We start from the raw sequence: 12086 nt of genomic DNA, 5'->3' as shown, positions 1-12086 counted from the left end.
CTCAGCCCGCCTTTTTCGCGCGCTCGATTGCCTCGAGGATGAGCTTCTTCGCCTCGGCGGCGTCGCCCCATCCCGCGAACTTCACCCATTTGCCGGGCTCGAGATCTTTGTAGTGCGAGAAGAAGTGCTCGATCTGCCGCCAGGTGATCTCGGGCAGATCGGTGTAGTTCTTCACATGCGCGTAACGCTGGGTGAGTTTCGGCGTCGGCACCGCGATGATTTTCTCGTCGCCGCCGGCTTCGTCCGTCATCTTGAGGACGCCGATCGGGCAGACCGCGATCACGGCGCCGGGAACGATCGGCCGCGTGTTGGCGACGAGCACGTCGCAGGGATCGCCATCTTCCGACAAGGTGTGGGGAATGAAGCCGTAATTCCCGGGATAGCGCATCGGCGTGTAGAGGAATCGGTCGACGACCAGCGTGCCCGCCTTCTTGTCGAGCTCGTATTTCACCGGTTCGCCGCCGATCGCGACCTCGATGATCACGTTCACTTCGTCGGGCGGGTTCTTGCCGATGGAGATGGCGTCAATGCGCATGGAAAAACTTCAGTCAGAGGAACAGGATCAGGCGGCGGGCCGCGTCGGCCGCCCTCTTCCGGCGCGAAGCCCGCTTCGTCAATCCTTTTGCGCCGGCTTCGCTAACGCAGCTCGTTCTGTCTGCGCCGCTCAGGACCAGACATAGGCGACCCGCTCGCGCAGATCGGTGCCGAAATGCTCCAGCGCCCGGGCGGCGATGCGGCCGCCGCGCTTCTCGTAGAAGGCGCAGGCCCGGTCATTGTCGACCAGCGCCCAGGCCACGGTTCCGGACAGGCCGCGCGAGGATAATTCGCCGCGGGCGGCCCGGAACAGCTTGGCGCCGAAGCCAAGCCCCTGATGCACGGGATCAAGATAAAGTTCGAAAATCTCGCCTTCGGCTCTCACCGACGGCGCGCGGTTGCGGCCGAGGCTGGCATAACCGGCGATGCGCTCGCCTGTGTCGAGCACCAGCACCGGATTGCCGCGTTGCAGACAGCGCGCCCACCAGGCCGACCCGCGACGCATGACCATGCGTTCGAGATGCGCGCCGGGAATCACGCCGCGATAGGCTTCGCGCCACGCGGCGTCATGCACCGCGGTGATCGCGGCGGCGTCCGCAAGCCGGGCGGGGCGTATGGTGAGCGCCAGCGTTGACATGAGGAGAGGCTGACGCTGTCGCGAAGCGGCGTCAAGATTGACAAGCGCGAAGAACTCTCCGCAGTTCGTCGAGGGAATGCGGCAGCAAAGACTTTCCGTATGTTCGCTTGGGCAAGCTGCTGCTTTCATCATCGGAATAAAACGTCAGCGCGCAGTGACGCAGGCGAATCATTGATGATGGAAAGGCTCGGTGATATCCTGACGTGAGAGGACGCTGATGCGCACGACCCTCATGCTTGACGGAGACTTGTTGGCGAAGGCCCAGGCTTTCACAGGCTTGCAGGAGAAGTCAGCCTTGGTGCGCGAGGCTCTTAAAGCCTTGATAGAGCGCGAAAGCGCACGCCGGCTTGCGAAATTGGGCGGAAGCGAGCCACGCGCGAAAACCGCGCCGCGACAGCGTCAGAAGGCCGGATGATTCTTGTCGATACCTCGATCTGGATCGACCATCTCGGAAAAAGCGATACGTCGTTAGTAAGCCTGCTCGAAGCCGGGCAGGTTTTGAGTCATTCCTTTGTTGTTGGAGAAATTGCGCTCGGAAATTTACGCCAGCGCGATCTCATCATCCAGGCGCTCCAGCAATTGCCCCAGGCGACCATCGCGACAGATTTAGAAGCGTTGCAATGTATCAGTCGCCTCGAACTCTCTGCGTCGGGGATCTGATATGTCGACGTTCATCTGCTCGCGAGCGTCAGGCTTTCAGAAGCGGTTCTAGGGACGCGCGATAAGCGGTTGCGAGACATGGCAGCAAGATGGGCGCTCGCCGCGACATTCTAAAGCTTCCGGACGCCACCCCCCCTCGCTTGACTCCCTCTCTATGGAGTGGAATCGATAAGAACATATCAGGAACGATCTTTCATGGCTCCGGCGCAGTCACCCCGCGTTTCGGACAGGGTCGCTGTTTTGCGCGCTGCGATCCGCCGGCTCGAAGCGAACCCCGTCCTTTCCGAAGGCGAGAAGACTCTCGTCTCCTCCGGCCATGACAGGCTGGATGATCTCCTGGGCGGGGGGCTCGCCCGCGGCGCGCTGCACGATCTGCATGCGAAGGAGGCGGCCGACAGCGCCGCCGCGACCGGATTCGCCCTCGGCTGGGCCCGGCGCGCCGCCCGCGAGCGGGAGGGCCGCCCGATCATCTGGATTGCCGAGGAGCATAGCGGCTGGGAGAACGGCCTGCCCTATGGTCCCGGTCTCGCCGCCCATGGGTTGCAGCCGGAAAGCCTGATTCTCGTCCGGACGGCGAGCTTGGCCGACGCGCTCTGGGCGCTGGAAGAGGCGCTGCACTCTTCCGCGCCGGCCGCCGTGATCGGCGAAATGACTGGTTTTCCCAGGAGTTACGACCTCACCGCCTCGCGCCGGCTGCTGCTGGCGGCTCAGGCCGGGCGAAATCTCGGGCTTCTCGTTTTCGCCGGTGTCGGCGGCAGCGGCGAAGACGCGACCAGCGCCGCCGCCGCCCGCTTTCTCGTGAAATCGGAGAGGAGCGCAGCGGAGCCGGGCGGCGGGCCGGGGCGGGCGGCCTGGCGCATCGAGGTGAAAAAGAACCGGGCGGGACGGACCGGAGAGTTCAGCGTGGAGTGGAATCATGACGACAGGATCTTCGCCGACCCCGCGGCGGTTTTGCGCGATCGTCTTCCCCACCCTGCCTACCGACCGCCTGCGCCGACGCCGCAGGTTCGCCGGCGCTCCGCCTGATATCAGGAGATCGTCGCAACCCTTCATTCTCGTCGCGCCCGTCAAGGGCGCGCTGCGCCTTTCCGCCTGCGATGCGACGGCGATGAAGATGGGGCTGAAGCCTGGCATGTCGCTCGCCGACGCGCGCGCCATGCATCCCGGGCTCGAACTGGCCGACGCCGATCCCGCCGCCGACGCGCTCCTGCTCGCCAGCATTGGCGATTGGTGCCGGCGATGGACGCCGCTTGTCGCGCTCGATCCGCCCGATGGAATAGCGCTCGATATCTCCGGCGTCGCCCATCTCTTCGGCGGCGAAAAATCTCTGCTGAAGGCGATCGAGGCCTCGATCGCCGCGCAAGGATTCGCGTTGCGCGCCGCTATCGCGGGGACGCCTGAAGCCGCCTGGGCGATCGCGCGCCATGGCGACGACAAGATCTGCGCGTCGGGTGGCGAAGAAAAATCGTTGCGCGCTTTGCCTGTTGAAGCGCTGCGGCCGGACGAGGAGACCGCCGACGCATTACGGCGCGTCGGCTTGACGCGCATCGAGGATATTCTCTCGCGCCCGCGCGCGCCAATCACGGCGCGCTTCGGCGAGGCGCTGCTCGATCGTCTCGATGCGGCGCTGGGCGCGACGCGTTCGCCAATCGCCGCCGCGATCGAATCGGCGCCCTATGTCGCGGAGAAGCGCTTCTTCGATCCGATCATTCTGCCAGACGATATCGAGCGCACGCTCCTGAGGCTCGCGCGCGATCTCTGCGCCCTGCTGACGCGTCATGATGAAGGCGCGCGTCGCATCGAGGCGTTGTTCTTCCGCGTCGACGGGCTCGTGCGTCGCATTGTCGTCGGGGCCAGCCGTCCCCTGCGCGAACCCGAAATCATGGCGCGGCTTCTGCGCGAGAAGATCAGCTATGGCGGCGACGAAATCGACATCGGCTATGGTTTCGATCTCCTGCGTCTGTCGGCGCTCGAAACCTCGCCGCGCGCGCAGGTTCAGCACGATCTCGCCGCCGATTTGCATGCGGAGGATCTGACCCGGCTGGTCGACGTGCTCGGCGCGCGACTGGGCGCGCGCCGCATCGAAAGACTGCAACCCTTCGACAGCCACTGGCCCGAATTCGCCGTCGTTTCGGTTCCGGCCGCACAAGCGGCGTCGCGCCGCGCCGTCGCGCCGGCCTGGAATCCGACGCGCGAAATGAGCGAGCCACCGGATCGCCCGCTGCGCCTGCTTGCGAAGCCCGAACTCGTCGAAACCGTCGCCACGGTTCCCGACGGCCCGCCCATCCGCTTCCGGTGGCGGCGCGTGCAGCACGACGTCGCCATGATTGAGGGGCCCGAACGCATTGCGCCGGAATGGTGGCGCGGCGAAGGGCTGACGCGCGATTATTTTCGCGCCGAGGATGTCGAGGGGCGCCGCTTCTGGCTGTTCCGCGAAGGGCTTTACGGGCGCGAACTCCATGACAAGCCCGCGCGCTGGTTCATGCATGGATTGTTCGCATGAAGCGGGATCGCGCCAGAGATAAAAGCGACTCGCAAGACGAGACACGACAGGGTGAACCGCCGGAGCCGCCCTATGTCGCGGCGACGCGCTACGCCGAACTCGGCGTCACCACGAATTTCTCCTTTCTGCGCGGCGGCTCCCATCCCGAGGAGTACGTGGCGCAGGCGGCGATGCTCGATCTCGCCGGCGTCGGAATAGCCGACCGCAACACGCTCGCCGGCGTAGTGCGCGCCTACAGCGCCTACATCGAATGGAAGCGGGCGGCTGAGGAGGCGGCGAAAGCGGCTGCTGTTTCCTCTGAAAATATGTCGCCCCTTCGCCAGCTCCGGCTGCTGATCGGCTGCCGCCTCGTCTTTGTCGATGGCGCGCCCGACATTCTCGCCTATCCCGTCGATCGCGCCGCCTATGGCCGGCTGACGCGGCTGCTCACCACAGGCAATCTGCGCGCACCGAAGGGTGAATGCCATCTGACTTTCGGCGATCTCGTGAAGCACGCCGAAGGTTTGCAGCTCGTCATCATGGAGCGCTCGACCAACGAGCTTGAACTCAGCGTCATCAAGGAGCCGAAAGACGGGCCGGTCTGGCCTATCAGCCCTTTCCCAAAGAACGTCTTTCCAGACGAAGCGAAAAACGGGAATCGCGAGGCGCCCGCCGACGAGCCGAGCGCATTGCTCCACGATAACGTCATCAACTTCGACGCCGAGAAAAACAGGAGATCAAAAAGCCGCAGCGATGAACCGCCCGAAAGCCTTGTGGGCGCAATCGACGATTTGCGCGACGCCGGCGCGAAAGTCTGGCTTGGCGTCAGTGCGCTCTATGGCCCGGCGCCCCGCGCGCGCTGGACGAAGCGGCTTGCGCTCGCGTGGCGCCTTGGCGTTCCGCCGCTCGCAACCAATGACGCGCTCTATCATCATCCCGACCGGCGCGCCTTGCATGACGTCCTGACCTGCGTCCGCCATCGCACGACGCTCGACAAGGTCGGCCGGCTTCTCCAGGCGAACGCCGAACGTCATCTCAAGCATGGCGACGAGATGCGCCGCCTGTTCGCCGCCGCGCCGGAAGCGATCGATAAGACGATGCAATTCATCGAAGGGATTTCATTCTGCTTAAGCGACATCAAATCCGATTATCCCTTCGAAAGCCGTGAAGGATTCAATGACGCGCAAAGCGCGCTGGAGCATTTCGCAAAGGCTGGCGCAATCAAGCGTTATCCCGACGGCGTTCCTGAGAAGGTGGCGAAAGTCCTCGATGAAGAATTGGAGATCATCAGAAAACTTGGATATGCGCCCTATTTTCTGACGGTCCACCACATCATCGAATTCGCGCGCGGCGAGGGCATCCTTTGCCAGGGGCGCGGGTCGGCGGCGAATTCAACAGTGTGTTTTTGCCTTGGAGTCACAGAAGTCAATCCTGTGAATCATGAATTGCTTTTCGCCCGCTTCGTCTCGGAGGAGCGTAACGAACCGCCCGACATCGACATCGATTTCGAACACAGCCAGCGCGAAATAGTGATGCAGTATGTCTACAGGCATTATCGCAAGGAAAGAGTCGGCCTCGCCGCCAGCGTGATCACCTATCGCACGCGATCGGCCCTTCGCGACGTCGGCAAGGCGTTCGGATTGTCCGAGGATATGGTCACGGCGCTTTCAGGGGCTGTCGGCGGCTGGTGGGACAAAGGAATTCCGGACGCGGAGCTTCGTCGCATCGGCCTTGATCCATCCGACGCGCGGTTGTCGCAGACGCTGAAGCTGGCGGATGAGCTGCACGGCTTCCCACGGCATCTCTCGCAGCACACGGGCGGCTTCATCATTTCGCGCACGCGCCTCGATGAGATCGCGCCGCTCCAGAATGCGGCCATGGACGACCGCATCATCGTCGAATGGGACAAGGACGATCTCGAAGTCCTGAAATTGATGAAGGTCGATTGTCTCGCGCTCGGCATGCTCACCTGCCTCAAGGGCTGCTTTGACCTGCTGGAGAAGCATTATCCGCACAGGCGAAATGAAGATAACGGCCGGAAAATCGACGCCATCGCGGCGATCCCGTATGAGAAAAAACCTGTTTACGACATGATCCAGCGCGCCGACACGTTGGGCGTGTTCCAGATCGAGAGCCGCGCGCAGATGTCGATGCTGCCGCGGCTCAAGCCAAAGGATTTCTACGATCTCGTTATCGAGGTCGCGATCGTCAGGCCCGGTCCGATCCAGGGCGATATGGTGCATCCCTATCTGCGAAGGCGCGAGGGAAAGGAGAAGCCCGAATATCCCTCGCCTAAATACGGCAATCCGAATGAGCTCTACGCGGTCCTGAATCGTACAATGGGCGTGCCCCTGTTCCAGGAGCAGGCGATGCAGATCGCCATCGTCGCCGCTGAATTCACCCCGTCTGAAGCGGACAGGCTTCGCCGCGCCATGGCGACGTTCAAACGCGTCGGCACGATCGACAAGCTGAAGCGAAAGATGATCGACGGTATGGTGAGGCGCGGCTATGAGCAGGATTTCGCCGAACGCTGCTTCAAACAGATCGAGGGCTTCGGCGATTATGGCTTCCCGGAAAGCCACGCCGCGAGTTTCGCGATCCTCGTTTACGCCTCCTGCTGGTTCAAATGCGTCTTTCCCGATGTGTTCGCCTGCGCTCTTCTCAACGCGCAACCCATGGGCTTCTACGCGCCGGCGCAGATCGTGCGCGACGCACGGGATCATGGCGTCGCCGTGCGTGAAGTCGATATCAACAGATCGGAATGGAATTACACGCTTGAGAAAGACGGCGATGAAAGCCTCTTCTCGCATGACCGCATCCACTCGCTTCACGCCAGCATGGCTGACGTGATCGAAAGCACGCACGCGCTGCGCATGGGCTTCCGGCAGATTTCAGGATTGTCGGAAAAAGAGATGGAGAAGCTCGTCGCCGCGCGTGGCGCTGGCTACGATTCGATCCGCGATCTCTGGCTGCGCGCGGAATTGTCGCGCGAGACGCTTGAACGGCTTGCCGACGCCGACGCCTTCCGCTCGATCGGGCTCGATCGCCGTCAGGCGCTGTGGGCGGTGAAGGCGCTGCGCCGCTCGGGCGACAAGGATGATCTGCCGCTCTTCGCCGAAACGGCGATGCAGGAGCGCGAGCCCGACGCTGATCTGCCGCCGATGCCGCTCGGCGCCCATGTCGTCGAGGATTATCGCCGCCTCAGCCTGTCGCTGAAGGGCCACCCCGCCTCCTTCGTGCGCAATCATCTCGCTGCGCGCGGCGTCGCGCCCTGCGAGACCGTACGCTCCGCGCCGGCGAACCGCCGCATCACCGTCGGCGGCCTCGTGCTGGTGCGGCAGCGGCCGGGATCGGCGAGCGGCGTGATCTTCATGACGCTGGAGGACGAAACGGGGATCGCCAACGCCGTCATCTGGCCGCAGGTGTTCGAGCGCTACCGGCCCGTGGTGCTGGGCAGCCGGCTGGTGGCGGTGCGCGGACGACTGCAGAGCGAATCGAACGTCATCCATGTCATCGCCGAACATCTCGAGGACATGTCCTTCCTCATGGACGAGGTCAGCGAACCGAAAGCGCCCTTCGATCCCCATGTCAGCCGCGCCGACGAAGCGAGACATCCCACCGGCGATGATCCCCGCACCGTTCTCTCGCCGGCTCAGGAGCGTCGTCTGGCGCAGATGCTGCGCGACCGGCCGGAGCTTGCCGCCGAGATCGCCGCCCTGAACGACAGGAACAGCCCGCGCCGCGTTCTGCCCAAGGGCCGCAACTTCCATTGATGGCGCCAAGCCTGTAATCCCCGCCCATGGCGCCGCCGACTGCAGCAGACAGGCTTCCGCTGTCCGTGTTCATCATCGCGTTCAACGAGGCGGATCGCATCGGCCGCACGCTCGACTCCGTCGCCGGACTGGTCGACGAAATCATCGTTATCGACTCCCGTTCGACCGACGAGACGCGCGAGATCGCCGCCGGCAAAGGAGCGCGCGTCATCGAGCGCGACTGGCCGGGCTACGGACTTCAGAAAGGCTTCGGACAGGATCAGTGCCGCCATCTCTGGGCGATGAATCTCGACGCGGATGAAGTCGTCACGCCGGAGCTCGCGATCGAAATCAGGGCGCTTTTCGCCGGGGGCGTGCCGCCGCTCGACGGCTACATTCTGAGGCAGGCGGATTTGTTGCCGGGGGAAACAAGGCTGCCGCTCTTCCCCTCGACGCTCGATTTCATCCGCCTCTACCGGCGCGATCGCGGCCGCTATTCCACATCGCCGGTGCATGACGTGGTCGACATGCGGCCCGGCGCCCGCGTCGGCAAACTAAAGGCGCCGCTGCAGCATTACGGCGTGCGGGACGTCGACGCCCATCTCGCGAAACTCCTCCGCTACGCAAAGGCGCAGGTGGACGATCTCGCGGCGCGGCGCCGGCGCCTGCCCTTCTGGCGGCGCTATCTCGAATATCCCGCCGCCTTCATCCGCGCCTATGTCTTCCGGCGCTATTTCCTCCGCGGACGGATCGGTTTCGAGGTCGCGCGCAACTACGCGATCTATCGCCATCAGCGCGTCGCCATGGCGCTCGACCGGCAGAAAAGCGACGGCGCTGCGGCGGCTTAACCCATGGTTACGGATTCACCGTGGCTTGCGAGGCCGCCTTGCCACGACCATGTCAAGCGGATAGCCCTCCGCCCCGTGTCCGCCCCCGAGAATCGCGACCCCGTGCAACCCATCCAGACGATCGGCGATCCGTTTCGCCTTCCTTCGCGCTGGGATCGCCCGATGAAGACGGCGTCGGACCGCGCGCTCGCCTGGACTCATTCCATTCTCGGCGACCACGCCTTCGTGCGGATGATCTATCTCAACCGCCACAAGGTCACGCCAGATCTCTGGCGCTCGGCGCAGCCGACGCCCTACCAGATCGCGTCCTTCGCGCGCGCCGGCGTGCGCACGATCGTCTCGCTGCGCGGCGGCCGCCGCCACGGCTCCTGGCCGCTGGAGGTCGAAGCCTGCGCAAGGCATAATCTGAAATTCGTCGAGCTCGTCGTACGCTCGCGCGGCGCGCCTGACCGCAACACCATTCTCGACGCGGCGCGCTTCTTCGAGACGCTCGAATATCCCGCGCTGGTGCATTGCAAATCGGGCGCGGATCGCGCCGGCTTCGTGTCCGCGCTCTATCTCATTCTCAAGGGCGCGTCGGCTGACGAGGCGCTGAAACAGCTCTCAAGCCGCTACGGTCATTTCCACTGGTCCGCGACCGGCATTCTCGATGCGTTCTTCGAGCATTATCGCGACGAGGGCGAGGCGAAGGGCATCCCGTTTCTCGAATGGGTCGAACATCACTACGACCCCGAGCAACTCGAGCGCGATTTCAAGCCGCGCTTCTGGTCGAGCCTCATCAGCGATCGCATCCTCCATCGGGAGTAGCGGCGCGCGTCAGTTGGCGATGAGGTCCGCGCCTTCAAATTGCAGACGATGCAGGCGCGCATAGGCGCCGTTCGCCTTGATCAACTCATCATGGCCGCCGCTCTCGATGACGCGGCCATTCTCCATCACGGCGATGAGGTCGGCGGCGCGCACGGTCGACAGCCGATGCGCGATGACGAGCGTGGTGCGATCCTCCATCAATCGCGCCAGCGCCTGCTGCACCAGCTTCTCCGACTCAGCGTCGAGCGCGCTGGTCGGCTCGTCCAGAATCAGGATCGGCGCGTTGCGCACGAAGGCGCGCGCCAGCACGATGCGTTGACGCTCGCCGCCGGAGAGATTGCCGCCGCGATCGCCGACGCGCGTATCATAGCCTTCAGGCAGTTTCGTGATGAAATCATGCGCGGCCGCCGCCTGCGCCGCCGCGATGATGTCATCCTCGCTCGCGCCTTCCCGTCCGAAGCCGATATTGGTGCGGATCGTGTCATCGAACAGCAGCACGTCCTGCGACACGATCGCGATCTGCGAGCGCAGACTTTTCAGCGTGGCGTTCCTGATATCGACGCCGTCGATGCAGACGCTTCCCTCCTGCGGATCGAACAAGCGCGGCGGCAGCGACATCAGCGTCGATTTGCCCGAGCCTGAGCGCCCGACGATCGCCGTGGTTTTTCCCGCCGGCGCGACGAGCGACGCGCCATTCAGCGCCGCCACATCGTCGCGATAGCGGAAGACGATATTCTCGAACGCCACCTCGCCGCGCGCGATCGCGAGCGGCTTCGCGTCAGGCGCGTCGACGATCGTCGGCTTGTCGTCCATCAGCCCGAAGATGCGTTCAAGCGCCGCCGCGGCTTGCTGCAACACGGCGTTCACATTGCCGAGCGAACGGATCGGCTGCGCCGCAAGCAACAGCGCGGTGACGAAGCCGGTGAAGTCGCCAATTGTCGAATCGCCGGCGCCGATTCTCAGACCGATCACCGACAGCACCGCTGCGACCGCAAGACCACCGCCCACTTCCAGCAGCGGATCGAGCCTTCCGCGTGCATTCGACGCTTTCACGGCGAGACGATAGATGTCCTCGAAATTCTGCGCGGCGCGGCCCTTGAGATAATTTTCGAGATTGTAAGCCTTCGCGACGCGCACGCCTGACAGGCCTTCCGCGATATGGCTCGCCATCGCCGCAACCTGCCTTTGCGCCACCGAGGCGAAACGGCGCAATTTGTCGCCGACCTGCGCGATGGGAATGCCGACGATGGGCGCGACCACCGCCGCCGACAGAGTCAGCTTCCAGTCGATCCAGATCATGGCGCCGACAAGCGCGATCGCGGTGACGAGATCGCGGATCACCACATTGATCACGCGCACGACCGCGTCGCGCACATAGAGGAAGTCCGTGGTGAAGCGCTGCGTCAGCGCCGCCGGACTTTCGCGCGTCGACTGCGCCACATCGGAATCGATCAGCGCCGCATAGAGCGCCGTCTGCATGTCGGCCTCGATGCGGGCCGAAATGCGGTTGGTCAGCACCGTCTGGCCGAGCAGCGCGAAACCCTTCACCGCCGTCACCACGACGACGAGCGCGGCGATCACATGCACCACGGCCGTGCCTTGTCCGAAGATCGAGACGAGAAGTCGTTTCGTGATCCCGAACACGCCGGCGTCGGACGCCGCCGCCGCGTTCTGGCCGGCGAAGAGATCGAAGGCGAGCTTGATCAGGACGGGATAGAGGCTCGTCGCGCCGGCGATCAGCACGACCAGAACGAGAATGGCGACGAAGCCCTTGTTGTAGCGCGCCATCCAGTCGCGCCACAGGCGGGCCATCAATTGCGAAGTCGAGCGAGGCTGGGGAGAGGTCATGATGCGGCGTCAGGCCGTTTCGGGTGTGACCCCTTGGGCCGGCGACGCGCGGGTAGCATGCGGGGGTGAAGGGCGCAAAGCCACCCTCAGGGGCGCCCCTAGGCGGCAAAGCGGAGCAGATGGCTTTCGTGCGCGCTGGACGTCAGCCCGGCGCGGCGGCCGAGATCAGAGGCGAAATGTCGCGCCAGCACCTCCATGCGGCGCAGCCCGCGCCAGGCGCGCGACGCAACCGCCCCGAGGGTCGCTTCGTCGCTCGAAAGCAGCGCGAGCGAAGGGGTCATGTCGGTCAGGCAGCGCCGGACCTGATCGAACGAGTCCCCGGCCACCGCGATGGGCGAATCGACGGCGACCCCTTCCCACCGGCCGGGCCGTCCGCGGATGACGTAAAGGGACGAGGTCATGGACCGCATCTCCGGAAAATCAGGCTTCTGGAGCCGCAATGACGTTGGGACGCATTCAAGATCAGTATGGTTAACCAGATGTTACCGGACCGGCGGCAACCAAGCTTCCATCTGCGC

At 64.2% G+C, this 12086-nt stretch carries 11 protein-coding genes; 7 read left to right on the top strand and 4 right to left on the bottom strand.

Features of this window, described 5'->3' with window-relative positions; translation table 11 throughout:
- Position 1: 1 nt before the first annotated feature.
- Complete coding sequence (gene ppa / locus L8F45_RS23010; protein ID WP_342360163.1) at positions 2–535, bottom strand: inorganic diphosphatase; 534 nt, start codon at positions 533–535, stop codon at positions 2–4.
- 129 nt (positions 536–664) lie between these two features.
- The gene (locus L8F45_RS23005) at positions 665–1171 is read right to left on the bottom strand and encodes a GNAT family N-acetyltransferase (RefSeq protein ID WP_342360162.1); all 507 of its coding nucleotides are present in this window, start codon (positions 1169–1171) and stop codon (positions 665–667) included.
- Positions 1172–1388: 217 nt separating this feature from the next.
- On the opposite strand from L8F45_RS23005, the gene L8F45_RS23000 reads away from it, so the two are divergent.
- From L8F45_RS23000 to L8F45_RS22970, 7 genes are all read left to right on the top strand, one after another.
- Positions 1389–1586: a type II toxin-antitoxin system VapB family antitoxin gene (locus L8F45_RS23000; protein ID WP_342360161.1), complete on the top strand. Its 198-nt coding sequence runs from the start codon at positions 1389–1391 to the stop codon at positions 1584–1586.
- Positions 1583–1831 (top strand): type II toxin-antitoxin system VapC family toxin, encoded by a 249-nt coding sequence (locus L8F45_RS22995; protein ID WP_342360160.1) that lies wholly within the window; start codon positions 1583–1585, stop codon positions 1829–1831. The genes L8F45_RS23000 and L8F45_RS22995 overlap by 4 nt, the downstream gene beginning before the upstream one ends.
- A 195-nt stretch (positions 1832–2026) precedes the next feature.
- A complete protein-coding gene (locus L8F45_RS22990) occupies positions 2027–2857 on the top strand; it encodes an ImuA family protein (protein WP_342360159.1) in 831 nt (276 codons plus the stop codon).
- On the top strand, positions 2748–4334 hold the full coding sequence (locus tag L8F45_RS22985) for a Y-family DNA polymerase (RefSeq protein ID WP_342360158.1): 1587 nt from the start codon (positions 2748–2750) through the stop codon (positions 4332–4334). The genes L8F45_RS22990 and L8F45_RS22985 overlap by 110 nt, the downstream gene beginning before the upstream one ends.
- Positions 4331–8086, top strand: a complete 3756-nt coding sequence (locus tag L8F45_RS22980) for an error-prone DNA polymerase (protein WP_342360157.1) — start codon at positions 4331–4333, stop codon at positions 8084–8086. Before L8F45_RS22985 ends, L8F45_RS22980 begins: the two co-directional genes overlap by 4 nt.
- 26 nt (positions 8087–8112) lie before the next feature.
- Complete coding sequence (locus tag L8F45_RS22975; protein WP_342360156.1) at positions 8113–8913, top strand: glycosyltransferase family 2 protein; 801 nt, start codon at positions 8113–8115, stop codon at positions 8911–8913.
- A gap of 102 nt (positions 8914–9015) precedes the next feature.
- Positions 9016–9720, top strand: coding sequence for a fused DSP-PTPase phosphatase/NAD kinase-like protein (locus tag L8F45_RS22970; protein ID WP_342363549.1), 705 nt, complete (start codon positions 9016–9018; stop codon positions 9718–9720).
- A 9-nt stretch (positions 9721–9729) separates the two neighbouring features.
- Here L8F45_RS22970 and L8F45_RS22965 read toward each other — a convergent pair whose 3' ends face one another.
- Both L8F45_RS22965 and L8F45_RS22960 read right to left on the bottom strand, forming a co-directional pair.
- A complete protein-coding gene (locus tag L8F45_RS22965) occupies positions 9730–11568 on the bottom strand; it encodes an ABC transporter ATP-binding protein (protein ID WP_342360155.1) in 1839 nt (612 codons plus the stop codon).
- A gap of 98 nt (positions 11569–11666) precedes the next feature.
- Positions 11667–11969, bottom strand: a complete 303-nt coding sequence (locus L8F45_RS22960) for a hypothetical protein (RefSeq protein WP_342360154.1) — start codon at positions 11967–11969, stop codon at positions 11667–11669.
- Between the last annotated feature and the right edge of the window lie 117 nt (positions 11970–12086).

The organism is Terrirubrum flagellatum (genome assembly GCF_022059845.1).
Taxonomy (GTDB): domain Bacteria; phylum Pseudomonadota; class Alphaproteobacteria; order Rhizobiales; family Beijerinckiaceae; genus Terrirubrum; species Terrirubrum flagellatum.
The sequence above is the reverse complement of the archived record's forward strand: the minus strand, read 5'-3'. Positions and strand labels throughout refer to the sequence as shown.

What these genes read in the sequence shown, in the direction of transcription:
- ppa (WP_342360163.1), bottom strand. Translation starts at nt 535, where the DNA reads ATGCGCATTGACGCCATCTCCATCGGCAAGAACCCGCCCGACGAAGTG.
- L8F45_RS23005 (WP_342360162.1), bottom strand. Translation starts at nt 1,171, where the DNA reads ATGTCAACGCTGGCGCTCACCATACGCCCCGCCCGGCTTGCGGACGCC.
- L8F45_RS23000 (WP_342360161.1), top strand. Translation starts at nt 1,389, where the DNA reads ATGCGCACGACCCTCATGCTTGACGGAGACTTGTTGGCGAAGGCCCAG.
- L8F45_RS22995 (WP_342360160.1), top strand. Translation starts at nt 1,583, where the DNA reads ATGATTCTTGTCGATACCTCGATCTGGATCGACCATCTCGGAAAAAGC.
- L8F45_RS22990 (WP_342360159.1), top strand. Translation starts at nt 2,027, where the DNA reads ATGGCTCCGGCGCAGTCACCCCGCGTTTCGGACAGGGTCGCTGTTTTG.
- L8F45_RS22985 (WP_342360158.1), top strand. Translation starts at nt 2,748, where the DNA reads ATGACGACAGGATCTTCGCCGACCCCGCGGCGGTTTTGCGCGATCGTC.
- L8F45_RS22980 (WP_342360157.1), top strand. Translation starts at nt 4,331, where the DNA reads ATGAAGCGGGATCGCGCCAGAGATAAAAGCGACTCGCAAGACGAGACA.
- L8F45_RS22975 (WP_342360156.1), top strand. Translation starts at nt 8,113, where the DNA reads ATGGCGCCGCCGACTGCAGCAGACAGGCTTCCGCTGTCCGTGTTCATC.
- L8F45_RS22965 (WP_342360155.1), bottom strand. Translation starts at nt 11,568, where the DNA reads ATGACCTCTCCCCAGCCTCGCTCGACTTCGCAATTGATGGCCCGCCTG.
- L8F45_RS22960 (WP_342360154.1), bottom strand. Translation starts at nt 11,969, where the DNA reads ATGACCTCGTCCCTTTACGTCATCCGCGGACGGCCCGGCCGGTGGGAA.